The following is a 23487-nucleotide window of genomic DNA, read 5'->3' as shown; positions in this document are numbered from 1 at the left end:
TAACGCTCGGGCACATCGCGCCACGGGCTCCCGGTGCGGAACCGCCACATCACCGCGTTCAGGCGCATTCGCAGGTCAGGGATCGGCCCGCGCTCCCCCAACGGCAAGTGCGGCTCGATCAACTCCCACTCGGAATCAGTCAGATCACCACGCGTCACCCGATACATCTACCGCTTCGCGGCCACCCGACGGGCCGCATTTGACCGAACAGTGATCTGAACCTGGAACAGGCCCTAAAGCCACACCCAGGCCCCCGGGTCTCCCGATCGTACGAAGGACCGGAATCAACCCGCCAACACGGTAAGGAGCGCTTCAGTTGGCGGGTGAGTGCGCTACTTGGCGGAGCTGTGCGTTGTAGTTGGCGGGCTGGCTGTCAGGACGCTGATGGCCGGCCTGCCAACTACCTGCCCCACGGCGGTTGCCTGGAGTCGGCAACGTGGGGCCTGGGTTCTCTGCCCACTGTCTGCGTTACTTGCCTGCTTCTGCCGGTGGATGCTGTGACCCGTCGGAATCGAGGGTGAAACGCGCACGTCGCGGGTGCTGTGCGATGGGCCTTGGTACCTATGCGCTCAAATGGCGCCCGAGAGTTCGAGGTACGGGGGAGGAAAAATGGCTGAGGCGGCGTGGAAGCCGGGGCTGCGGGCGGTGGTCTGGATGCTGGTCGCCCTGCTGGTGGCCGGTCTCGGGGTGGCGATGGCCAGCGAGGTTCGCGGGGCGCTGGAGCGGGAGCGGGAGTTCCGGGCCGCGCCGGACTGCGCTTCCGTGCCGGTGAAGGTGTCGGCCTGTCTCTGGGAGCAGGACTTCACCGTCCGCAAGGCCGCACTGCACCGCGGGAAGAAGGGCAAGTCGCCGGAGGCGGAGCTGGTGCTGCCCAGCGGCAAGCCGTGGCACGTGACGTTCCGCAACACCGGTCAGGTGGTGTCGGAGATGGAGCCGGATGACAAGGTCGCCGGCCTGATCTGGTACGGGGATGTCGTCGAGGTCCGGGACGCCGACGGGCGGCGGCAGCAGACGTCCGACGGGCCCGTGAGCTGGCCGGAGGACCGGCTCGGTGGGGCGATCGGCTGCATATCGTTCGGTGCGGTGGCCTTCATCGGCGGTCTGTGGGGGCTGCTCGGCCGCCGCAGCCAGCGGCAGGTGGTGGCCGCGGCCGCCGTGCGGTGGCACGGCCTCGGGATAGGCGCCGCCGCCATCGTGACCCTGTGGGTGCACGCGGCCGCCGGCTGGCCGATGTGGTCGATTCCCGTGGGCTGGGGCGTACTGACGCTGCTCTTGCTGGGCTCCGCGGTTGGCTTTGTCGTCGCCGCACTCCGCGGCGCCATCAAATGACCAGGGGGTGAGCGCCCGGCTTTCCGGCCGTCGAGGGCTCCGCCTATACGTGCAGTCCTCGAGTCGCAGGTGAGGAGACGTGCCGCTCCCCAGCCCACCATCTGAAGCACTCAACCCGCCAACCCAAGCGCTCATCCGCCAACTCAAGGACTCAGTCTCAGGACCTTGAGACTTAGTGCTGTAGCCGACGGGCATACAGGCACACCGGCGCCGCTCGGCCCCTTCGGCCGCTGCGTGACGTGGGCCCGCGAACGTCGACGACTGTCCGCTCTGATGCGCCGGCGCACCGCTGTGGTGGAGGTCAGACGGTGATTGTGAAGACCCACAGGTGAGGGTCGGGACCCAAGAGGATCACGTAGTGGACGATGGCGGCGCTCGTCGTGATGACGCGCACCGTCTCGTCCATCTCGTACTTGTCGGCCTGTGGCCAGGACCAGGGATCAGAGCACGCGCGCAGCACCGCGGCGTGGAGTTCGCCCTTGGCCGGGCCCGGCAGGTTCTTGATCGTCTCGCCAACGTTCGCGGCGAACCGTGCGGGGATGGCCGTCACGCGCCGAAGACCTCATCCATGTCCATCGAGCCCTGTTCGGGCCGGCCGTCGCTCAGCCACTTCTTGTAGGCCACCGCGGCATGCATCCGGGCGCGAGCCTCGCGCATCTCCGGGCTGCCCGACGCGGCGGCCAGATCCGCCTCAAGCACCGACGCGACGTAGTCGCCGATGTCCATGCCGGCCCGCTCGGCGGCCAAGCGCACCCGGTCCGCCAGCTCTATGGGCACTCGAGAGTTCAACTGAGTCTTAGCCATAGCAGAATCCTAGCGATTCGCTACGCACCACGGGAAGGGCGTCATGCAGGACCAGTGCCGGATCCGGTTGGGCTCTCAGCGCGGGCGACGATGTCCAGGCGACCGGCGACCTCGCCCGCCGCGTCTTGCAGGCACTGCTGTCCTTCACCACGGACGGCGACGACCCGCAGGAGGTACGGGCCCTGTTTGCCCACCTGCGGGCAGACGCCCTGGATCATTCGTAATTCGCCGTTCAAGCTGGGTCGTCGCCCTCGACGCCGACACCCGCCGCCTCACGCAGATCGTCCGCCTCAACGACGCCCAGAACGCCGTCCAGGAGACGCTGTTCGACATGGGTGCCGGCATCCCGTGCCTGAACCCTTCTGGTCGATGGTGGAGGGCCAGCGCCCGGTGGTGCTCTGCGGGCCGCTGCACGGCGAGCCCACCACCCAGAACATGCACAGCGCCAAGGCAGCCGGAACGCTGAGAGGCATCGACGCGCGCTCACTGATCACATGACCGGGAAACCTCTGAGGTGGGACATCTTCGCTGTCACCGGTCAATCTCCCGCGTCGGTGGAGCCCGGTCCCGCGCCGTAACAGGACTCGTCGCGCACGGGCGCCGCAGCCCGGTCGGCGGGTCATTCGCGGAACGCGGCGAGGGTGCGGGTGGCGGCGGCGAGGAGGGTGGCAAGACCCAAGCGGGTCTCAGGTGCGTCCGTGCGCGGGGTGCGCCGCGCGAGCGAGTCGGCGATGGAGAAGGCGGCGGCGGACGCAATCTGTCGGTACCGCGCGACGGCGAACACGCCTGCCGCCTCCATGTCGGCAGTCAGGATTCCCTCGGAGGCGTACTGGCTCACCTCGGCTTCGGTCTCCCGGTACAGGGCGTCGGTCGTCCAGGTGCGGCCCGTGTGGGGTGTGGCGCCGAGCGCGGTGAGTTCTCTGACAGCCTGGCGGTCAGGGCGCTGGTCGGCGCGACGTACCGGGCGGGGGCCAGGTAGTGGTGGGAGAGTCCTTCGCCGCGAAGGGCCTCCTGTCAGACCACGAGATCGCCGACGCGGAGGCGTGGGTGCAGGGTGGCGGCCGTCCCGACCGTGATCACGACGCGGATTCCGAGGGCGATGAGCTGTTCCAGGACGAGTCCTGCGGCCGGGGTGCCCCGCCCGAAGCCGGAGCAGATCACGACGTTGCCGCGGATCAGGTGCAGATTGCCCGATACCCAACGCCCCAGCGGCTCCGCGCCATTGCCGCGTGCAGCCTCGTGGGCGAGGGCCTGCTGGTAAACAAGGATGGCGCCGGCGGTGTGGGTGAGGTCGGCGCCGGGGTGGCGGCGGCGGACATGGCGGCGTGTTCGCGGGGGTCGGTGAGCGCGGGCAGGGTGTGCTTGCCGGGGAAGTCCGTGGACGTCAGGGGGCCGGTGCCGGTCACCAGGTGGCCATCCGCTCGTCGAGGGCAGCCTGCAGCCGCTGCTCCTCCTTTGGGTCCGCCTCGTTGACGGTGTGCCAGGGCAGGACTGCGTCGTCGAAGTGCCGCAGGTGGCGGTCGAAGTCGAGGCCGTGGCCATCCAGGATGCGCAGCAGCTCTTCGCGGTCCAGGACTGTCAGGTCGGCGCCGCTGTCGTAGAGGTCCTCCAGGACGTGGCCGACGCGCCGGTCGCCCCGCAGGCAGATGGCTTCCAGGTAGAGGCGGCTTGTCTCCCCGTACAGCACCCGGTAGTGCGCGTCGAAGACCTGCTGGCCGACAAGGCTGCGCAGCCGGTCGGTGATCTCTTCGACGTAGCCGTCGAGGAGGGCCGGGTCTGTCATCTGCAGCCGCTGGGCGGGGGTTCCGGGTTCGGGCAGGAACTGGTGGATTTTGACGATCACGCTGGCGTCCGGCCGGCCGAGCCGTTCGCGGATCTCTTTGGCGCGGTCGGCGATGGAGAGGCGGTCCTGGGGCCGCTCTCCTGGTGCGCCGACGATGAAGTACAGCATGATCGTGTTGATGGCGTCCGAGGCTTCTCGGCACCGGTCGATGGCGCGGTTGACGCGCTCGGGCGTCATGGTCTTGCCGTGCAGGGAGATGAGGTCGGGGTCGGCGAATTCGGGGGCGATGGTGATGATGCCGCGGGCTTGGGTGAGGTTCAGCTCGGTGAACAGGTGCCCGAAGTCGCCGAGTTCGTTGACGTCGCGCAGGTAGTGGGGGGTCATTTCGTCGGCGCGGACCGAGCCGATGATCGTGCTCACGTTGATTCCGCGGGCCGCGGCGCGGTCGCGGTAGGAGCGGATATGGGCCAGCAGTTGCTCCCGGTGCCGGTACTGGGTGAAGGTGGGGGCGCTGATGATGATCTTCGGGACGCCGAGTGCTTCGAGGCGGTCGAGGTAGGCGGTGAGCATGTCCAGCGGTGCCTCGCGGTAGGGCGGGACGCGCAGGGTGCAGAAGTCGCAGGAGTGCTTGCAGCCGATCACGGGGATGAGGCCGGCGGCGGTGCCGTCGGTGATCGGGTAGGCGAAATGGGCCGCGTGGAGTTCGGCCAGCGAGAGCCACTGCGCGTGAACGGCCGCCGGGATGGCGGGGGGTTCGGGGCCTGACCGCGCTGACGCCGCCCCCGTCGACCAGGTCGCAGTCGCCGTCGAACCGAGCTTGGCCGAGAAGGGGATGTTCGGTGGTGGGGTCGCGCAGGGCGTCGAGTATCCGGGCCAGCAGGTCTTCGGTGAACGGGGTGCCGCGGTGGTCGATGTCGGCGCCGGAGGCCAGAGTACCCAGGTAGGCTGCGCGGTCAGCTTCGTCCAGGTGGGCCAGGCACGCAGTGTGTCCGGGGGCGTGGATGCCGCGGCAGCCGACCGGGTCCTCCTCGGTGGCGCCGTAGCCGCAATGCGGGCACAGCGGTGGGGTGATGGACGGTGGTTCGGGCGTTGCAGACGTCATGCCCTAGGGACGATCGGCGCGGCCAGGCAGTTGCCGCCCCGGTCGGGGAGCACTGAAGAACGTACTGAAAGGAATCGTGCGGGACACGTGGACCACCAGCGACTCCAGTAGTTGGCAACAAATAGCCGATAGTTACGGGGGGCTAGGGGTTGCGGGTATGACTCGCCACGGCGCATGCTTTCGATAGCTGCAGGCCAAGGAGCCCCGGCTCTCCGCCTATTGGGAGGCAATCATGATCCACATCACGCTGGGACAGATGCGCTACGTCAACCCCGACGAGGACGGTCTGGGTCGCGACCACGTCGGCTGGGACGCACACATGGACGACGCGGCCCTGTTCCGCGCCAACCGGGGATGCTGGGTCCTGGGGGAGCGGGCCGACCGGGAGCAGTACGCCCTGCTGTCCTTCAAGAACGTCGTGCGCCAGGCAATCGAGATTGACCGCCTGGTTCCGGTGACCGGCGGCAGGCGGGCCATCGAGGGACGGTTCCTGGAGGCGGGGCACCCTGTATACGACGCGTACGTCGGACAGGATCAGCCCGTCGCACCGGCCAGGAACCCAGTGACGTACTTCGAGTCGTCCCACGCGGCGCGGGATTGCGGATGCGGTTGCGGTGCGCCGGTCACCCTGGGCTGGTTCCTGACTGGTCATGACCAAAAGGCCCTGCACGACCGCGTTGCGAAGATCGGCACGGTCCACCAGTTCATCGAGTGGTTCGACCGCACGCACACGGGATGACGGTGCCCGCACGCGAGATCCGGTGCCAGAGAGAGGACCGGTGATGCGGGGGAACGGCAGGCATGTTCGCTCGCCAGGCTGGTCTTCTCCTGTGAACGCTTCGAGGTCGCTGGTCTTGTGATAACTCTGATCCGGTGGAATGGATCTTTGCGCGGGTGGGCCAATGTCGTTGACTTCTCAACTGGGTAACGGGGAACTGAGCACGTGGTGTGCCCGCCGGTTCACCGGTTCGGCGGAGGCTGTCGGCCGGTTGGCCATCGCCACCCGCGGCCGCAGGCGCGTGTTCCCGAGCGGGCAGGTCGACGGACGGCACTGGGCCTCGATCGGCGGCGCGTTCGGCGCCCGCCTGGCCGCCCTGGTGCAGCCCGCACCGCCGTACTACGCGCTGCATGGCCTGGTGACCGCCGGGCTGGTCAGCCGTGAATGGGCCGACGAGCAGGCCGCGCTCTACCCGACCCACGCCGGCCTCGGCAAGCGGGAACGCTCCAGGGCGCTCGACGTACGCCCGACCACAGCGGGGTGGCTGGACCTCGAACCCCCATCCCGGTCCGCACGGTCACGACGCAGCCCCAGTACGGAACTCGACAGCATCGTCACCGGCATCATGCGGCCGGGCTCCCGGGCCGACCGGCACATGGCGGCGGAGCCGGTGCTGGCAAACCTGTTCGACCGTACCCGCGCCTACTTCGCCCAGCACGCGCCCCCGGGACGCCTCGGCACCCCCGGCGCCGAGGCCGGACTCGCCCGTGTCTGCTGGCTGCTGGACATGTTCGAGGACGTCTACCGCTCCGGCACCATCCACGAGTCGATGCACCAGGTCTTCCGCCCGCGCGTCCCCACCGTGGAGAGGATGCGCGCGGCCGCGAGCGAAGCGGTCGTGGACGAGCTGACACGGTTGGCACGGCAGACAGAGATCCACGGCGCCCTGGCCGAGATCCGCCGACTGGCAGGCGATCCACCCGAGGGCCGGCCACTGGGCATCGCCGGGCCCGTCTTCGTCAACCACTGGGCCGACGGCGACCTGCTGATACCCGGCCCGACCGGCTCCACGCTGATCGACGTCAAGACGGTGGTCAAGACCGACAGACAGGACCGCTCCGTACGCTGGCTGTGGCAGCTGATCGCCTACGCCTGGCTGGACATCGCCGACCGCTACCGCATCCGCCACGTCGCGCTGTACCTGGCCCGGCACGGCGTGCTCGTCACCTGGAGCCTGGACTCGCTGACCAGCACCCTGCTGCGCGGCGGCGACCAGAACGAGGCACGCGCCGAGTTCCGCGCCCTGGCCCAGCGGGTGCTCATTGAGGAGGGAGCACGGCTGCCCGGCGCGGACGCGGACCTCCCGCGGTAGGCCGACGGTCGAGCCGCCGAGTCGGACGCTGCGACTCCCGTGACGCAGGGGGTGGCGCGACCGCCGCGGACCGGCAACGGCCTTCCCGTAGCAGAGGCGGTTCGTCAAGCCCAGACAAAGATCGCAGCAGGCTGGTCCTGTGACAGCGTGTGGACTGATTGCCACGGAAGTTGGCCACCGGTTTGTGACAGCGAAGACTGATCGCTCGAACGGCGGATTACGAATGGTCCAGGGCGTCTGCCCGCAGGTGGTCAAACAGGGCCCGTACCTCCTGCGGGTCGTCTCCGTCCGTGGTGAAGGACAGCAGTGCCTGCAGGATGCGGCGGGCGAGGTCGCCGGTCGCCTGGACGTCCTCGCCCGCGGTGAGAGCCCAACCGGACATCATGCTCAGTGCCACCGTGGTCATGTACGAGATGAGGCCCTCCCGCAACTCCGCCAGCGCCTTCTGCCGGTCAACCCCGTCCAGGCCTGCAATGCCGGTGACGACAAGCACCATGCTCTGCAGTCGGCTGGCGCCGTACTGGGCGACCAGTTCCGCAAGCGATCGCTCGCCATGCCCGCTGCGCGCCAGAGCGGCCAGTGCGTCATCGTCACCGGCCCACGCCGCTTCCAGCGCGGAAACCGCGCGCATGACCTGATCCGGGGTCAGCTCTGGTGACATGGGCAACACCGTACGTGAGTTGGACGGTGGCCTCGTAGCGGACAGCGAGCTTGTCGTACCGGATGGCGACGCCTCTGGCCTGCTTCAACAGGCCGATCCTGCATTCGGCCTTGTGCCTGCGCTTGTACATTTCGCGGTCGAAACCGGGTGGCCGGCCGCCCGCCGAGCCTCGATGGAGACGGTGTCCGGCCTGGTCCCGTTTCTCCGGGATGGTGTGCGGGATCTGCCGTCGGCGCAGAAACTCGCGGATCTCCCGGGACGAGTACGCCCGGTTCGGCCAGGACGCTGCCGGGCCGGGTGCGCGGGCTGCTGTCCAGATCCGCATACCAGTTATCACGCCACGTCAATCGTGCAGCAGGCGAACCGGACCAATCTCGACTACGCAACGCCCCTGTGTGACGAGCACGTCCCAGACGCGTCATCCGGACGGCACGGACCCGACGGGACCAGATTCGGCCATCACTTCCCTGTCGCACGTTCTTCCGGTCGCCATTCTCTGAGCGCTCGGAGACTATCGCGGATCCCGATGGATGCGAGGGGTTCTGCTGGTGACGGCGAGACTCCAGGGGATAGGATATCGCGCGCTGCTCGCGATGGCGGTCAGTGAGGTCGGGGTGGGGGCGAAGGCACCGTGATTGAGCTGCAAAAACACGCAACCCAGTGCGGTCTGCCCGCGGTCGTGAACGCGCGTTTGTTTTTCCTGGCCTGCCGCGCTTACAACTCACCCACAATGATCACCACAAAGCGGTCCACGCAACAGCAGTGGGCCCTTTTTTCTTCCGTGACGTTCGCGACCGGCGTCCGCGCCTGGGGTCACGAAGTGGACGTGTAGCGAGAAGCGAGTGCTTCGTTTTCACGACAAGAGAAGTGTGGAGTGTGATGCCATGAACCGACTCGGCAGAGACTCGCGCCGATTAGTCTGGAGGCTTGTGGAGCCGTCGGCGCGCATCGCGTTATCTGTTCTTTTGCTGGCAGGCGGCGCCGTGGGAGCGACGGCTGGACCGGCCGCCGCTTCGACCGCCGACGGCACGCTGACAGTTGAGGTACTGCGCGACTTCTTCGGCACCGGCGTGATCAACGCGACGATGGACGTGCCGCAGCGGGGCATGAAGGTGGAGATCTCCGACCCCGCTGGACACGTTGTCACCGGCGTCACGGATGCCACCGGAAAGATCGTGGTGTCGCGGTCGACCGTGCTGAGCGGCGGCCAGTACCGCGTCGACGTCAGCATCCCGGCGCCGTACAGCGGCTATCTGCAGGCGGCGCCTGCGTCGACGGCGGGGAACCACTTCGACAGCTTCACGTCGTTCGTGGATGTGTCGGGCGGAAAGAACGCCTCGGTGGTGACGGGGGTGTGGGATCCGGCCGACTACGCGCTGCCGGACTCGCGGTACTTCGTGCCGATCCACAACGGCGCCAACGGGACCGACAACCGGGCGTTGGTGGCGTTCGGGACGAAGACCCGGGGCACGTGTCCCACCGATGTGGCGTGCCCGACCACGCTGGCCACGCAGGACCAGGTGGGCACGACGTTCGGGTTGGCGTACGACAAGTACCGGACCCGGCTGTTCCAGAGCGCGTTCGCCCGCCGGTACGCCCCGTACGGGCCGCAGGGCGGGGGCGCGATCTACACGGTGCCGGTCAACGGCTCGGGTGCGCCGGAGCTGTTCGCGCGGGTGCCGGACGCCGCGGTGACGCGGCACGACACCGCCAACATGATCAAGGATCCCGGGTTCACCGACGCGCCGGGCAAGGAGAGCATCGGTGGCCTGGCCCTGTCGGAGGACGGCTCCACGCTGTACGCGGTGAACCTGCGGACCCGCAGCCTGGTGAGCTTCGACGCGACAGGGGCCACCGCCGCGGCGCCCAAGTCGACGGTCCCCATCCCGGACCCGGGGTGCGCGAGCCCCGACGACTGGCGGCCGTTCGGTCTCCAGGTCCACAACAACACGCTGCACGTCGGCGGCGTGTGCAGCGGGGAGAGCACGCAGCAGCGCGCGGACCTGAAAGCCTTCGTCTCCACCTACGACGGCAACCGGTTCACCACGGTGCTGAGCCACCCGCTCACGGACGAACGCGGCAGCGTCTACGGTTCCGGCGACAAGGCCACCCACTGGAACCCGTGGAACACCAGCCTGGACACGTGGGACGACCGGAAGACGGGCAACACCTTCATCGATCCGCAGCCGGAGCTGGCCTCCCTCGCCTTCGCCCGCGACGGCTCGATGATCCTGGGTTTCCGCGACCGGTTCATGGACGTGCTCAGTTGGGGAGGGCTGGACCCCCGCCCGGGGAACAACACGGCGGAAAACGGCATGTCCGGTGGTGACATCACCATGGTCTGCGCCACTCCCACCGGTGAATACCAGTGGGAAGGCACCGGGAGCTGCCCCAACCACGCCACCCCCACCAACAATGGCGGCCAGGCCGCCGATGTCGTCGAATACTTCCCGGGCGACTTTTACACCACCGCGCACCAGGAGACCGCACTGGGGTCGGTGGCCTATATCCCGCAGCAGCAGTGGGTCGTCAGCACGGAGTTCGACCCGGTCGTCAACGTCGCGACCTCAGGGACCGGCTACCACAACATCACGACCGGTCAGGGCCCGGGCAACAACCCGACCGCCAACGGGTTCCAGTTCGTCAGCCGGGAACAAGGCGGGTTCGGCAAGGCCGGCGGGCTCGGTGACATCGCGTACGCGGCGGCGAACGCGCCAATCCAGATCGGCAACGTCGTGTGGTTCGACGGCGACCACAACGGGATCCAGGACCCGGGGCACGTGCTGCTGCCGGGGGCGACGATCAACCTGCTGGACGCGGACGGCAAACAGGTCGCCACGACCAGGACCAATGCCGCCGGCGAGTACTACTTCGGTGGCGTCGGCGCCGCGTACGAGCTCACGCCGGACGCGAAGTACACGGTGCAGTTCGACGTGTGCACCGCGGACACCAGCCAGGTGCCCGAGCAGCCCCCGGCGAGCGAGCTGAGGTTCACGCTCCCACGGGCCGGTGCCAACCGTGCGCACGACTCCAATGTGACCCCGCCGACCACCGGACCGTTGTGCAACGGCAACGCGCCTGTCACGGCGCCGGACAAGCCGGGCGGGGTCGATCACACGATCGACGCCGGGGTGTACATCCCGAAGGAAACGCCGCCCCCGACCCCGACGCCGACTCCCACACCGACACCGACGCCGCCCGCGGCCTCCACGCCGCCGTCGCCCGCGCCGCCTGCCAACCAGCCGGCCCCGGCCGGTGGAGGCGGGGGTTCGCTGGCGAACACCGGTACGCCCGGGCTGGCGGAGATGATCGGCATCGTCGGTCTGCTGGTGGGTTCGGGCCTGGTCATCGCGTTCGTGACCCGGAATCGTCGCGCCCGGCAACACTGAGCGAACCGCACAACGGTGATCAGCCCGTCCGCGATCCGGACGGCGCGGACGGGCAGATCACGTCTCGGCCGGTCCACGAGGGCCGGCCGTGGCGTGGTCTGCCACCGGACTGCCGAGTGCCGCCGCGAGCCCGCGGCGGCCGGACGGTGTGGTGATCGAAAGGATGAATCGGAGAGTGTCAGCGTCGAACCGCGTGCGGAGCGTGAGAATCCGGCAAGCCCCACCGGGTCGTCCGGCTGACCGGCGCCGATGGCCGCGGTCGCGCCGGGCCGCGGCCGTCATCGGCATCGCGGCCGTCGCGGTGGCTGCGGTGGCCGCGGTGGCCGCGTTCCTGGTCGCCGACGGCGGCTCCGGCGCCGGCGGTCCGCGCCCGCTGACGACGGATGAGGCGAGCCGGCTGGCGATCACGCGATTCCGTAACTACCAGGCGCAGGGCCGCGCGGTGACGATCACCGTGCCGGGCACTGCCGGCGGGCTGACCGTCACCGGGTCCGTCGACTATCGGCGCAAGGTCGGTTACGGCGTGGTACACGGCACCGGGCGCGGCAAGTCCAGCGACGGGCTGATCCAGTGGACGCCCACCTCGGTGCACGTCCGCCCGATGACGGACGCCCCGGCGCACGCACCCGCGTCGCCGCCCCGTTCGGGGTGGTACGACCGTCCGCTGCTGTCGTCCGGCAGCGCGCTGGACACCTCCCTGTCCATCGCGCTCGGTCTCGGCGGCGACCGGCCGGACAACGCCGAACTGCTGCCGCAGAACGGCGCCGCCTGGTGGGGGCGGGAGCAGGTGGACGGGCGCTGGGTGGACATCATGACCGGGCCGTCCTCCCCTCACCGCTCCGGTACGGCGGGCAACGTGCGCTACTGGATCGGCTCCGACGGCACCATGTACCGGGTCCGCGTCAGCGTGGGTTCGCAGCCGGAGCCGGTGGTCATCGATTTCGACACCCACAAGTACGTTCCGGTCAAGCCGGCACCCGGAACCACCCCGACCCGGTAGCCGCTGTTCAGGACGTTTGCACCCGCGCGTTCGCGGCGAGCAGGGACGCCGGCGGCAGCCGGATGCCCTCCGTCTTCGGCAGGGCCGGGACGGGCGGGACAGCGGTGGGGCCCGCGGTGGCGGCGTCGGGGAACTGCGGCTGCGGAGCAGGCGCCGCGACCTCGGTGAACGGGATGCCACCGGGTGCCGTCGGCGCCGCCCACGTGCCGGCCGGCGAGGACGACCCGGCCGGAAGCGGGCAGGCCGCAGTCGTCGCGAGCCGGGCGGGCACGGTGATGCGCAGATCGTTGCCCCGCAGGCAGTTGCCCCGTCCCCGCGTGGCGGTGGGGAACATCCAGCCGACGTCGACGCCATTGCCGGTGAACGTGTTGTCCACGATCTGGTTGCCGACCGGAGGTATGTCGGCGGTCGCGGTGATCACCAGCCCGGCGTTGCGGTTGCCGGCGATGCGGTTGCGGATGAACCGGTTGTCGCTGCCGCCGTCGATGCCGGCGCCGATGCCCCACCCGCCGTCGGCCTGCTCCGGGGTGGCCGTCTGCTGGTTGGCGGCGATCAGATTGCCCGCGATGACGGAGCCCTTCTGCGGGAGCAGTTTCTCCTGGTGGTCGGAGTTGGTGGTGAGTCCGACCCGGTTGCCGACCAGGCGGTTGCCGACCACGTACATGTCCTCGCTGGCGTTGGTGCCTTCGTAACCGACCGCGTTGAGTTCGGCGACGTTGTCCCGCACCACGATGTTGCAGGGCTTGCACTGGCCGACATAGATCCCCGAGTCGGCGCCGCCCGACGCGTATGAGTGCTCGATGACACCGTTCTGGGCGGAGAACGCGTAGATGCCGTACAGAGCGTTGCGAGTCGCGGTCACGTGGGAGACCAGGAACGACTTCAGGAAGGTGACGGGCTCGTCGCCGGTGTCGTAGCCGCCGCTTCCCCCGGGCAGGCCGTCGGCCGCCTTCGCCGAACCGGTGACAAGGACCCCGTTCTGCGTGTTGTTCTCCACGGTCAGGTTCTCCACGGCCACCCCGGGCGCCGAGACGACGACGCCGTTCGGCTGCTGCAACCGCCCGTCGATGACGACCTTGTCCCGGGACAAACCGCGAAGAGTGATGCGCGCCGTGTCGATCTTCACCGACTCGTGGTACACGCCCGGCGCGACCAGCACCAGGTCACCGGGCCGAGCCAAGGACACCGCATCCGAGATCGTCGGGGCATCGGCAGGTACTCGGATCGTCACATGCGCACCGGCCGGGCGCCGGCCTTCGCCCGATCCGCCATCGCCGCCGCAGCCAACCACCAGTGTCAGCGTGCCCACTACCGCCGCCAACACGCGAAGAGCTAATCGAGGCATGATCCCAGTCTGGCATGACGCCCAATTCCACGCCAGAATCGCGAGGTTGACCGGCACGAACAATTCGGGTGTGGCACTCTGCACCCCATGCGCCGAGCCGATCACCACCCGTCACGCCGCACGTTCCTCGACGTCACCGGCGCCATGATGGCCGCCGGTCTGACCGCCGGGTGCACATCGGACTCCGCCCAGCCAGGCCAGCACGCCCCTACCCCAGGGGCCACGCCAAAGCCGGTTCCGGCGACGGGCCGCCATCAGGCAGGCATCACGCTCCCCCAGCCGGCACAGCCCAACCTGCTCGCCGTGGTGGCCGACCTCGGTGCCACCGTGGCTCCCGGCCCGTTACTGGCCGAACTCGGCCAGGCCATCCGCACACTCACAGCGGGGACCGACACGCGGCTGCTGGGCCTGCCGCCGGGCGACCTCACCGTGACCGTCGGCGTGGGCCCCCGGCTGGTGCGCACGGCCGGTGCCTCGCTGCCCGGCGCGGCCGACCTCCCGCGATTCTCCCGCGAGCGGATTGCCCCGCAAGCACGCGGCGGTGACCTGCTGATACAGATCTGCGCCAGCGACGCGCTGCTCTTACCGGTCGTCGCCTCCGCGCTTCTGGACCAGGCCGGTGACCGCATCCGCGAACGCTGGCGCCAGTCCGCACGCCGCGGTACGAACGTGTCCGTCGGCAACGGCCTTACCGCGCCACGCAACCCGCTAGGTTTCATCGATGGCATCGTGGGCCCGCACACGACCGCCGAACAACAACGCGACCTGTGGCTGGCGGGGCCCCCTACGGTCGCCGGCGGCACCCTTGCCGTACTGCGGCGTATGGAACTCAACCTGCCGCGGTTCGCCGCCCTGTCCGTAGCCGAACAGGAAGCGGTCTTCGGGCGGCGCCGGGCCAGCGGCGTCCCCCTCTCCGGCGGCCCCGCCGCCTCGGGCCCGGAACTCGGAGCCAAGACACCAGACGGGCGCTATCTCGTCCCCGCGGACGCCCACGTGCGCAGAGCGCACGCCACCGTGGTCGGGGTCGGGCTCATGCTCCGCCGCTCCTACAGCACCGACGAGCCCGCCCCCGGCCTGCTCTTCATCAGCTTCCAGAACGACCTGCGGACCTTCACCGCCACCCTCACCCACATGGACACCTCCGACGCACTGCTGCCCTTCACCACCACAACCGCCAGCGCCACATTCCTGATCCTTCCCGGCTTCGACCGGCAACACCCGCTCGGTTCCCAGCTGTTCGGCTGATCACGATCAACTTGAGGGCGGGGAGACCGCGATGCCTCACACTGCCTGTCGATTTGCATGCGTCGACGCACAGCTGACTGTCCTGGCATCGCCAGTCGCCCGGTCCGCAGGGGCTCGTTCTCGGCTACGCAGCGACCGCACCGGGGGCCATCGCGGAGGGCGTGGCCGTGTTTGGCGGACACTGCGCGCACTTGCCTGATGGTGGAACGCGACCGTGGTCCCACCGGAGAGCGCAGATGCAACCCGCAAGCGTCCCGATTCACTCGCGGATGGTCGTCGCCGCGGGCCCTGCCGCTCACGCGGCAGGGCCAAAACCCAACATCTTCATCGGCCTTCTAGCGGTCCTCGACGCTGATCTCGACCGGATCGCCGAACGCCACTGACCTGCCCCGGAAACCTGGGAATCTGGATGTGTCGGCGTGGGCTTGAACGCGGCCGAGACCCGAGAACCCTGCAGGTAGATGCGTTTGGTCGGTGCCCTCAGGGAGCAGCGTTGAGCAGCTGGGCGAACCGCGCGGGCACCAGTGCTGTGGAGTTCTGGTAGTGGGGGAAGAGCCAGGACTGGCGGCGGCAGAAGTCGCGCAGGTCGTGTCCGAGCCGGTCCGGCTCTCCGCTGATGCTGACCCGGTCGAAGCAGAACAGTGTCGGCTCCGCCTCCGCGCCGGGCCGGATGACGGCCAGTCGGAGTGTTCCGGCGCTGTCCCCGGCCGGCTGCCGTACGACGTTCCACGCCTCTTCGGTCTCGGGGTCGGCCACCCACCACTGGCCCTCCCCTGTGGGTTCAACGGCCAGGCCCTTGTGGGCCAGCCGGTCCAGCCAGGCCCCCGTCAGTGCCTGTACCGCCTCAGCCAGGGCGGGACCGTTGAGCGGACGAGGCTGCAGCTGCCGTTTCACCACGGCCGGGATTCCGGCCGCCAGCACCCGCGCGGGCAGCGACCGGTTGACCAGAGCCCGGGCGGCGACCTGGGTGTGGGCGCCGACCGTGACGCCGGGCAGCACACCCACGTCGTACGCCAGCCACACCCCGCCCCCGATCGTGATGCCCGCGAAGATGCCCGCGAACCCGTCCGCCGCGGCATGTCCGCTGTGGTGGCCGTGTGTCCACAGCGCGACTCTCGCGCTTATCCCCACGTCGTCGCCGATCGTCACCGGCTCGGTGGGGTTGACCCACACGTCCGGGGCGATCTGGCAGCACGAGCCGACCGTGAGCGTCGAGCGTGCCTCCATGCGCGCCCCCAGGCCCACCCGCAGCCGATGACCGAGATAGGTGGAATCACCCACCGTCATCGACCGGCACGTGACCTCGCTGCCGCCATCGAGGACCGATGCCCTGCCCAGCACGAAGCGGTCGGCCGCCAAGACCCGCGTGCTCTCACCCACGCGCGCATCGGCGGCGAGCGTCAGCCGCGCCCAGCGCAGATCGCAGCCCGCACCGATCCGCACGCCATCGCCGATCCGTCGGCGCCCGACCTTGAACCTCACCCCGGGAAACTCCGCTTCCCCCATGGGGACCACCTCCTGGCGATGCCGGCAACTGGCCACCGGGTCTACGGGCGGCGTGCGATGAGCAGGTGCGCCTGCGTCTCGTCCCGAAAGCGCCCGGAGGGGTCGTGCTCCAGGAGCCGGGCCCGCAGATCCTCCTCGAACGCGGGCCGCCGGGCGCCGAGTACGGCGGGGGAGGAGAACGCCTTCGACAGCTGCCGGCCGACGATCTGCTCCAGCGTGTAGTCGACTACGTAGGGGGCGACCACGGCCGTCACATCGCCGAAAGCCGACCGGCGCAGCACCGACTCGTGATCCTCGGACAGCACCTCGGTATACCCGCGGCCGTCAACACCCTTGTGACCTCGCAGGAACTTCTCGCGGACCAGCTCCACCGCCGCGTGCCACGCAGGCCTGCCGCACCCGGGAGCCCGGCGCGAGAGCACCGCGATGAACGCGCCGCGCAGTGTGAGGAGTTCATCCAGAGTGCGCAGCGCCCTGTCCCGGTTCATCCAGTGAAAGGCGTCCGCGATCGTAACCCCCGCCAAGCGGTGCAGGCTCTCGGACGGCAGATGATCCGAATCGCCGACCAGCCACTCGATCCCCCCGGCCCGCACTCGGCGGCGGCCCTGCGCCCCACGTCAAGCATGTCGGGGTTGGGGTCCAGAGCCACGACCGGGATTCCGGGCCCGGCCAGCGCGATGGCCACTGTGCCCGGGCCGGAGCCGAGATCACACACCCGACCGTCCGGGCGGACGAGCGCGGCCACCCGGTCCACCAGCTCATCCGGATACGGCGGGCGGTAGCGGGCGTAGTACCGCGCGGTGCCCGCGAAGATTTCCCCAGGCGGCAGGGGCGTGACTGCCCCACTGGTTCCCCGGCTGCTGATGTCGTCCACGGTGGCCCTCGATTCCGTCGGCTGCCATCCATAGCAACGCAGCCAGGGCTAACCGGGGGCCGGGGTTCGCAAGGTTCACGCTGTCGGTCGCCCCGGAGATGACCTGGTGCGCCCTAGCGTTCCCTTATGTCCGCACAGCAGAAGAAGCGGCGGGAGCGGGTTCTTGCCGTTGCCGCGCACGCAGACGATGAGACCCTCGGAGCCGGCGGGACACTGGCCACGCACGCAGCCGCAGGATCGGATCTGTGCCTGCTCATCCTGAGCACCAGCGCTCTCAGCCGCCCCGGGGCCGACCACGCCGCCGTCAACGCCCACCGCCGCAGCTGTGCGCAGCAGGTCGCCGCGCTCTACGGCGCTCAGCTGCACCTCGAAGATCTCCCGGACAACCAGTTCGACACCCGCCCTCTCCTGGACGTCACCCGGCGCATCGAGAGTGTGATCGCCGACTTCGCCCCCACCCTGGTGTACACCCACGCCGCAGCCGACCTCAGCCGCGATCACCAGATCACCGCGCACGCCACCGCCGCCGCCACCCGTCCTCAGCCCGGAACCAGCGTACGAACGGTCCTCGCCTACGAAGTGCCCTCCGCGACCGGCTGGGGCATCACCACGGCGTTTCGCCCCACCTGGCACCAGCCTCTCTCCACACACGCCGTCAAGGTGAAGATGCAAGCCCTGAGAATCTACGACTCCGAAATGCGCCGCTGGCCGCACTCGCGTTCAGTCGAAGCGATCCGCGCTCAACTCGCCCATCGAGGAGCGCACGTCGGGGTGAACGCTTCGGAAGCATTCGAGGTGATCCGCCACATGGCGTGATCCTTTTACACAGCCGCTTCACGGTCCCCAGGGATGTCCGCGGCAGGGGGCAGAAACGACGCTTCGGCGCTCCCGCTGATCGCCTGCTGCAGTTTCTGCAGAGACCTTGCGTCGAGCCGAGGCAGGCCGTCACGCGGAAACCAGGCCACCTCCACCGACTCCTCGTCGTGCACATGGGCCTCCCCGGAGACCGGCGTACAGAGGAAGACCAGCTCCAGGTACTGCGCACGGTCCCCGTTCGGATGAACCCTGGGTGGGGAGACCGTCACACCCGTCAGCCGCTCCACGCGGACCCGCACCCCGGTCTCCTCGAAAACCTCACGCACCACCCCGTCCGCTGGTTCCTCGCCCGGATCGAGAATGCCACTCAGCAACGACCACACACCGTTGTCCGAGCGGCGATGCAGGAGCACACACCCGTCACCGTCCACCACGATCGCGTTCACTCCGGGCAGCCACAGCAGGTGCTCTGGGCCAACCAGCACGCGCAACTGGTGCGCATAGTCAGGAATCGACATGCCAACACTCTACGAAGACCGCAACCCGGTGACCAACGACGGCCGACCCTACTCAACGCCCAAGTTGCCCTGCTGCTCTGTACAAACCGGTAGTAGATCACAGTGAGTCATCGCGAGGCATTGCCCAACTCTTCACCGGAGCAGCCCAATTCGCCGCCCACCTGCGCCGTCCCGCCCTGCCCATGTTCATCCGGCACGAAGACAGCCGAGTCCTGGGTGCCTCAGGTGCCGTACACCAGCACAGCCGATCCCGACAAGGGAAGACTGGCTCTCGGCGCTCGCGCCAGGCCCGCCGTCTGGGGGCTTCCATCCGGCAGGGCCGGGAGGCCAGTTCCCGCCGGGGTGTGAGAGTCCCGCTGAAAGGCCCGTTCGGCATGGCGCGCTGGTCGGCGGTAACTGCTCCCCTGGTCAGGGAGCCAGCCGCCCTGTACGGCTTTACAGGTAGAGGCGGCTGGTGGGTGCGCACCCGGCGAGGGATCTACTAGGGCATAAGCGGCAATTTGGCTACATCAAACGCCCTCTCAGGCGACCCTATCCAGCCGCGGTGGGCGCGGGCAGACGCCGCAGAGTCATCACGCACGCACGGCGCCCGTCGAGACGGGGCAGCACCCGGTTCGCCTCGCGCAGCATGTTCTCCGACTGGACGTCACCGAGGTGGCGTCGAAGGGCGGCCTGGTGGGCGATCCACAGCCCGTACAGGCGCCGCCACATGGCGGGTTCGCCGGGCCGTTCGTCGATGTGCTCTCGGCGTTCTTGGCCTGCTCGCCGTAAGCCGTGCCGGAGTCCTTCCGTACCGCGCGGGTGATCATCGCGCGGCCGGGGTGCAGGATGCGGTGGATCTCCCGCAGGGCCGCAGTCCGGTCGGTGGCGTTGCTCATCGCGTCCACGCAGACGACTCCATGCGCATGGCCGCCGGGCAGGCCGGTCGCCTCCAGTGTCCCCACCCGGAACTGCGCCCGGCCCTGGGGGAGGAAGGCGGGGCGGCGGGCGGCGGCGAGTTCGATGGCGGTGGGGGAGATGTCGACTCCGGTCAGGCGCAGGGCGAGAGCGCGGGCCAGCCACAGGCCCACGCCGCCGGTGCCGCAGCCGATATCGGCAAGGACCTGGCCGGGCCGCAGGCACAGCCGAGTGACCATCGTGCCCAGGAGAGTGAAGTCGCAGGAGCTGGACGCGGCCACCTCCACGGGGTAGGCGTCGCCCATCGCTTCGGCGTACAGCCTGGTGACCAGATCGCTCGCCGCCCGTGCGGCGTGGAAGGCGTTGAAGTGCTTCTGGAGTTCCTGCTCGGTGGCGGACAGCGCGCTCATCGGCGGATCGACCTCCTGATCCGCCGATTGGCGGATCAAGGCGGGCGCGCACGTCACGCGCTTCGTAGAGTGGCGAGAATCCCTGGAAAGGACTGGCACGAACCCGTGACACCACAGATCGATTACCAGGCGCTGTTCGCGGCCACGCCCAGTCCGTACCTGGTGCTGGGCCCCGACCTGGTGATCGTCGACGTCAACGAGGCATACCTGCGGGCGACCGGCCGGAGCAGACAGGACCTGGTCGGGCAGTACCTCTTCGAAGCCTTCCCGGACAATCCGGCGGACCCCGACGCGGACGGAGTGCGGAACCTGGACTCCTCGCTGCACCGGGTCCTGCGCTCGAAAGAGCCGGACACGATGGCGGTGCAGAAGTACGACATCCCCGTCTCAGGTCAGGCTGGGGTGTTCGAGGAGCGGTGGTGGTCCCCGATCAACACCCCCGTGCTCGCCCCCGACGGGCAGGTGGCCGTGATCATCCACAGGGTGGAGGACGTGACCGAGTTCGTACTGTCCCACCCGAGCCACCGCCCGGCAGCGGGCGGTGAGGCGCTCAGCAACCGGGAGGCAATGGAGAGCGAACTGTACGCGCGAGCACGGGAACTGCAGCGGCTGAACGAGGAACTGCGCCAGTCCCACGCCCGGGAGCGCCAGGTCGCCGTCACCTTGCAAGAAGCCATGCTCCACGTGCCGGACCTGGCCCGGCACCGGGACGTCGCGGTGCGCTACCTGCCCGCCGTCGGGTCGCTGAACGTGTGCGGCGACTGGTACGACGTGGTCAACCTGTCCGACGACTGCATCGGCGTCGCGGTCGGCGACGTCGTCGGACACGGCTTGCAGGCCGCCGCCGTCATGGGCATGCTCCGCAGCGCGCTGAGCGCCGCCGTCAGAGCCGTCGACGGGCCCGCGAAAGCCCTGGAAGTCCTGGGTCTGTACGCCCGGGCCGTGGAAGGCGCGCTGGCCACCACCGCGGCCCAAGCTGTCATCGACACCCGCAGCCGCCGGATCACCTACAGCAGCGCCGGCCACCCGCCCCCCGTCCTGCTGCACCCCGACGGCACCTGCGACCTGCTGGACCGGGCCACCGACCCGCCCCTGGGAGCCCGCCCCCGACACGTCCCCCGCCCCCAGACCGACCTTCCCTACACCCGAGGCGACACCCTCGTCCTGTACACCGACGGGCTCATCGAACGCCGCGGCGAGGACATCGACGCCGGCCTGCGCCGGCTGACCGATGCGCTGGCTCTCTACAGCCGCCTGGGCCCAGAACGCCTCGCCGACGCACTGCTGGCGCGTCTCGGCGTGCCCAGCGGAGCCCGCGACGACATCGCCTTGATCGTCTTGCGCCTATGAACCCGCGCGCCGCGGGCCGCTGCCTCACTCCCGCAGGTCTTGGTGCAACCGCCGCGGCACAAACACCGCGTCGACACCCGCCCATTGCTCGAGCAGCCCCCGCACGGGCATCCTCTTCGTCCCATACGGCCGCCAGTCCCCGATGGTGTCGTGCTGCAGCGCCGGATGGTACACGCTCACTTTCACGGTCTCACCGCTCTGCGTGCGCGCCCCGCAGCCGTGAACAACTGCTGTCGCGAGCCGTGAATAAAGCCACCGCTGGTGCGCAGCAGGGCCACGCCGTGCAGGGCGGTGCCGAGCGGGCTGGCCAGCTCATGGACGTCACTGCCGAGCGCTGCACCGTCCTCGGCAGCGAGGGGCCATGAGGTCCTGACCGTCATCAATGTGCGGCGGAACTGTCAGCTTCAGCTGGTCGCAGTCGCGTGACTTCGGGAGTCTCCACGTGTTGAGGCAGATAGCACTCCTGGCGCTCCGGTTCGGATCGTACGGGCGTGATCCCGGAGGTGGACCATCACTATTCCAGAGCGGCCATCACCGCGCGTGCGGTTGCTTCGTCTGCGGTGGTGACGTCCAGGGCCACCAGGCCGCGCTCAGGTGCAGTGCGCTCTGGTTGTCGCGGCCGGTCTCCAGCAGCATGTGCTGCATGCCTACGGCGAGGGCGTGGTCTTCGAGGTTGCGCAGGATGAGACGTCCGAGTCCGTGGCCGCGTATCTCGGGGACGACGTACATGCGTTTGATCTCGGCGGTGGTGGCATCGCGTCGCCGTCATCCTCCGCAGGCCGCCGGCCCTGAGCGCAGATCGGCGAGGAGGAACAGTCCGTTGGGCGGGGCGTAGCCGGCTGGCGGGGTGTCGTCGGGGGTGGTCGGCGAATCCGTAGAGCTCGCGTTGCTCGTCGTGCAGGCGGTGCAGGAGCACCTGCGCGTCGGGGGGTGGCTGTAGGCGCGGACGGTGAGACGGGCCGCTGGTGCGGGGCGGTGCCGGGTCATCTGCCAGAGAGTGCCGCATCGAGCGCCTGGCGGGTATCCCGCGTCGGGCCCCGGACCCCGGGCTGCGCCGGTGCGGACGTGGCGGAGCATGGCGCGGCATCGTAGGGAGCTGAGGTGGCCGATGCCGTGCGCGGCCTGGACTACGGAACCCGGCTACGAGTATCAATGTCAGACCCTGCTCGTAGCGTCGTGGGTGAGGGCCTGGACCGGCCGGGCCTCTTCGCGCACGGGAGCGGGCCATGAGCGAGATCATTGTGAGCAGGCAGTACCTGGACCGGTTGCTCGCCGACAGTGCGAGCACGTATGGGGCGCCCTACCAGCGGGCCTTCACCGAGCTCGCCGAGACGCACCGCGGCCGTCCCGTAGCCGAGATCCTGCCGCTGCTGCGCCGGGCCGCCGACCAGGCTCTGCTCGGGTTCGCCCACGCCGATCTGCGTGAGCAGGCCGAGGCGATCAGCGCCGGTGAGCGGTACGTCCTGCGCGTCACCGTTGTCTGAAGCACCCGGTCGGCGCTCACCCGTCAAAGGGCTTGGGCAGCGAGGGCTGCACGCAGGTTCCTGGCTGATCCTGTTGCTGTGGCGATGGTGACGGAGCGCGCGGCGAGGTCGGCTGCCGTATCCCGGTCGCCGCTGGCCGCGTAGATGCGGGCGCTCGCGGTCAGCATTTCGGCTGAGCCGCGGACCATCGCGGCCGGCCAGGCGGCGCGGGCTTCATCGAGTGCGTTCTTGCCCGTGCTGAGGAAGGACGTGTTCCGCTGGACGAGGCCGACCATGGCGTGGCCGACCCATTTGCCCAGTTCGGCGGGGCCCAGGTAGCCGATGTAGGGGGGTTTCTCGCCGTCGTCGGCGCGCTCCAGCAGGTTCCAGGCGGTGTTGAGGTCGCTCTGTGAGGCGCGGGCGTTGCCGAGGCGGGCGTGGTGGTGGGCGCGTACGGCGTGCAGCCAGGACCGTACGGCGGGGTGGGCTTTGGTGCCGGACAGGCCAAGGGCGCTGTCGGAGAGCGTGCGGGCGCGGCGGTAGTAACCCTGGTCGGCGAGGATGCGGCTCATCTGCCCAATCAGGTGAGTGCAGGAGGACAGGTCACCCGCCTGCCGGGCGTCGGCGGCGGCGTCGCGGTAGTGCGCGGCGGCGTTCTCGGACATGCCCAGGTCGTAGGTCAGGAAGCCGACGAAGCCGCCGGTATCGGCTGCCAATGCGGCGATGCGCTGCCGCTCGGCCGGGCTTTTCGCGCTCAGGCCGGGCGCCGTGCTGGGGACAACGTCAAAGAGAGCACCCAGGGCTGGTCGGAGAGCATCTCGACGTCCCGGCGGCGGAGGACGCCGGTCAGCACCGCGCGCTCAGCGGCTTCATGACGCAACTCTCGCACTGCCCAGGACCTTCTT

Annotated in this window: 22 protein-coding genes and 3 pseudogenes; 10 read left to right on the top strand and 15 right to left on the bottom strand. The window is 69.4% G+C overall.

Annotated features, from left to right (window positions below; genetic code table 11):
• On the bottom strand, nt 1-167 hold a 167-nt coding region (locus ACIHCQ_RS41830; RefSeq protein WP_399674246.1), incomplete at its 3' end, for a transposase.
• A 442-nt stretch (nt 168-609) separates the two neighbouring features.
• Here ACIHCQ_RS41830 and ACIHCQ_RS41825 point away from each other — a divergent pair.
• The gene (locus tag ACIHCQ_RS41825; protein ID WP_399674244.1) at nt 610-1329 is read left to right on the top strand and encodes a hypothetical protein; all 720 of its coding nucleotides are present in this window, start codon (nt 610-612) and stop codon (nt 1327-1329) included.
• Nucleotides 1330-1630: 301 nt separating this feature from the next.
• On the opposite strand, the gene ACIHCQ_RS41820 is transcribed toward ACIHCQ_RS41825, so the two are convergent.
• A complete protein-coding gene (locus tag ACIHCQ_RS41820) occupies nt 1631-1879 on the bottom strand; it encodes a hypothetical protein (RefSeq protein ID WP_399674243.1) in 249 nt (82 codons plus the stop codon).
• Complete coding sequence (locus ACIHCQ_RS41815) at nt 1876-2133, bottom strand: hypothetical protein (protein ID WP_399674242.1); 258 nt, start codon at nt 2131-2133, stop codon at nt 1876-1878. Before ACIHCQ_RS41815 ends, ACIHCQ_RS41820 begins: the two co-directional genes overlap by 4 nt.
• Nucleotides 2134-2481: 348 nt before the next feature.
• On the opposite strand from ACIHCQ_RS41815, the gene ACIHCQ_RS41810 reads away from it, so the two are divergent.
• The gene (locus ACIHCQ_RS41810) at nt 2482-2631 is read left to right on the top strand and encodes a hypothetical protein (RefSeq protein WP_399674241.1); all 150 of its coding nucleotides are present in this window, start codon (nt 2482-2484) and stop codon (nt 2629-2631) included.
• Nucleotides 2632-2752: 121 nt separating this feature from the next.
• Here the strand turns inward: ACIHCQ_RS41810 and ACIHCQ_RS41805 are convergent.
• Nucleotides 2753-3294 (bottom strand): annotated as a pseudogene (locus ACIHCQ_RS41805) (hypothetical protein).
• Between the two features lie 241 nt (nt 3295-3535).
• Nucleotides 3536-5018 (bottom strand): annotated as a pseudogene (locus ACIHCQ_RS41800) (radical SAM protein).
• Nucleotides 5019-5250: 232 nt separating this feature from the next.
• Here ACIHCQ_RS41800 and ACIHCQ_RS41795 point away from each other — a divergent pair.
• Entirely contained in the window at nt 5251-5757 is a 507-nt protein-coding gene (locus ACIHCQ_RS41795; RefSeq protein ID WP_399674240.1) for a hypothetical protein, read from the top strand.
• Nucleotides 5758-5920: 163 nt separating this feature from the next.
• Nucleotides 5921-7108, top strand: coding sequence for a hypothetical protein (locus ACIHCQ_RS41790; protein WP_399674239.1), 1188 nt, complete (start codon nt 5921-5923; stop codon nt 7106-7108).
• A gap of 217 nt (nt 7109-7325) precedes the next feature.
• On the opposite strand, the gene ACIHCQ_RS41785 is transcribed toward ACIHCQ_RS41790, so the two are convergent.
• Entirely contained in the window at nt 7326-7769 is a 444-nt protein-coding gene (locus ACIHCQ_RS41785; protein WP_399674238.1) for a hypothetical protein, read from the bottom strand.
• 983 nt (nt 7770-8752) lie between these two features.
• Between ACIHCQ_RS41785 and ACIHCQ_RS41780 the strand changes: the two genes are divergently transcribed.
• Together ACIHCQ_RS41780 and ACIHCQ_RS41775 are read left to right on the top strand one after the other, a co-directional pair.
• Nucleotides 8753-11158, top strand: coding sequence for an SdrD B-like domain-containing protein (locus tag ACIHCQ_RS41780; RefSeq protein WP_399674237.1), 2406 nt, complete (start codon nt 8753-8755; stop codon nt 11156-11158).
• 319 nt (nt 11159-11477) lie between these two features.
• On the top strand, nt 11478-12158 hold the full coding sequence (locus ACIHCQ_RS41775) for a hypothetical protein (protein ID WP_399674245.1): 681 nt from the start codon (nt 11478-11480) through the stop codon (nt 12156-12158).
• A 7-nt stretch (nt 12159-12165) separates the two neighbouring features.
• On the opposite strand, the gene ACIHCQ_RS41770 is transcribed toward ACIHCQ_RS41775, so the two are convergent.
• The gene (locus ACIHCQ_RS41770) at nt 12166-13503 is read right to left on the bottom strand and encodes a right-handed parallel beta-helix repeat-containing protein (protein ID WP_399674236.1); all 1338 of its coding nucleotides are present in this window, start codon (nt 13501-13503) and stop codon (nt 12166-12168) included.
• 87 nt (nt 13504-13590) lie between these two features.
• Between ACIHCQ_RS41770 and ACIHCQ_RS41765 the strand changes: the two genes are divergently transcribed.
• Nucleotides 13591-14748: a Dyp-type peroxidase gene (locus ACIHCQ_RS41765; RefSeq protein WP_399674235.1), complete on the top strand. Its 1158-nt coding sequence runs from the start codon at nt 13591-13593 to the stop codon at nt 14746-14748.
• A gap of 480 nt (nt 14749-15228) precedes the next feature.
• Here the strand turns inward: ACIHCQ_RS41765 and ACIHCQ_RS41760 are convergent, their stop codons facing one another.
• Genes ACIHCQ_RS41760 through ACIHCQ_RS41750 form a run of 3 tightly spaced genes read right to left on the bottom strand, consistent with a single transcriptional unit; the run spans nt 15229 to nt 17128 of the window.
• Nucleotides 15229-16254, bottom strand: a complete 1026-nt coding sequence (locus tag ACIHCQ_RS41760) for an acyltransferase (protein WP_399674234.1) — start codon at nt 16252-16254, stop codon at nt 15229-15231.
• Between the two features lie 41 nt (nt 16255-16295).
• Nucleotides 16296-16742, bottom strand: a complete 447-nt coding sequence (locus ACIHCQ_RS41755) for a hypothetical protein (protein ID WP_399674233.1) — start codon at nt 16740-16742, stop codon at nt 16296-16298.
• Nucleotides 16739-17128 (bottom strand): class I SAM-dependent methyltransferase, encoded by a 390-nt coding sequence (locus ACIHCQ_RS41750; RefSeq protein WP_399674232.1) that lies wholly within the window; start codon nt 17126-17128, stop codon nt 16739-16741. Before ACIHCQ_RS41750 ends, ACIHCQ_RS41755 begins: the two co-directional genes overlap by 4 nt.
• Nucleotides 17129-17254: 126 nt before the next feature.
• Here ACIHCQ_RS41750 and ACIHCQ_RS41745 point away from each other — a divergent pair, with 126 nt between their 5' ends.
• Entirely contained in the window at nt 17255-17944 is a 690-nt protein-coding gene (locus ACIHCQ_RS41745; protein WP_399674231.1) for a PIG-L deacetylase family protein, read from the top strand.
• 5 nt (nt 17945-17949) lie between these two features.
• On the opposite strand, the gene ACIHCQ_RS41740 is transcribed toward ACIHCQ_RS41745, so the two are convergent.
• The gene (locus ACIHCQ_RS41740) at nt 17950-18462 is read right to left on the bottom strand and encodes an NUDIX hydrolase (protein ID WP_399674230.1); all 513 of its coding nucleotides are present in this window, start codon (nt 18460-18462) and stop codon (nt 17950-17952) included.
• Between the two features lie 572 nt (nt 18463-19034).
• Nucleotides 19035-19769, bottom strand: coding sequence for a class I SAM-dependent methyltransferase (locus ACIHCQ_RS41735; RefSeq protein ID WP_399674229.1), 735 nt, complete (start codon nt 19767-19769; stop codon nt 19035-19037).
• A gap of 105 nt (nt 19770-19874) precedes the next feature.
• On the opposite strand from ACIHCQ_RS41735, the gene ACIHCQ_RS41730 reads away from it, so the two are divergent.
• Nucleotides 19875-21119 (top strand): PP2C family protein-serine/threonine phosphatase, encoded by a 1245-nt coding sequence (locus ACIHCQ_RS41730; protein ID WP_399674228.1) that lies wholly within the window; start codon nt 19875-19877, stop codon nt 21117-21119.
• A gap of 182 nt (nt 21120-21301) precedes the next feature.
• On the opposite strand, the gene ACIHCQ_RS41725 is transcribed toward ACIHCQ_RS41730, so the two are convergent.
• Together ACIHCQ_RS41725 and ACIHCQ_RS41720 are read right to left on the bottom strand one after the other, a co-directional pair.
• Nucleotides 21302-21499, bottom strand: coding sequence for a hypothetical protein (locus tag ACIHCQ_RS41725; protein WP_399674227.1), 198 nt, complete (start codon nt 21497-21499; stop codon nt 21302-21304).
• Between the two features lie 151 nt (nt 21500-21650).
• Nucleotides 21651-21860: pseudogene (locus ACIHCQ_RS41720) on the bottom strand (GNAT family N-acetyltransferase); the annotation flags it as partial.
• A gap of 485 nt (nt 21861-22345) precedes the next feature.
• Here ACIHCQ_RS41720 and ACIHCQ_RS41715 point away from each other — a divergent pair.
• Entirely contained in the window at nt 22346-22603 is a 258-nt protein-coding gene (locus ACIHCQ_RS41715; RefSeq protein ID WP_399674226.1) for a hypothetical protein, read from the top strand.
• 23 nt (nt 22604-22626) lie between these two features.
• Here ACIHCQ_RS41715 and ACIHCQ_RS41710 read toward each other — a convergent pair whose 3' ends face one another.
• Nucleotides 22627-23298, bottom strand: a complete 672-nt coding sequence (locus ACIHCQ_RS41710) for a hypothetical protein (protein WP_399674225.1) — start codon at nt 23296-23298, stop codon at nt 22627-22629.
• Nucleotides 23299-23487 lie beyond the last annotated feature (189 nt).

This window comes from Streptomyces sp. NPDC052236, assembly GCF_044548015.1.
Taxonomy (GTDB): domain Bacteria; phylum Actinomycetota; class Actinomycetes; order Streptomycetales; family Streptomycetaceae; genus Streptomyces.
Note: the sequence above shows the minus strand (reverse complement) of the source record. Positions and strands in the feature narration are given on the sequence as shown.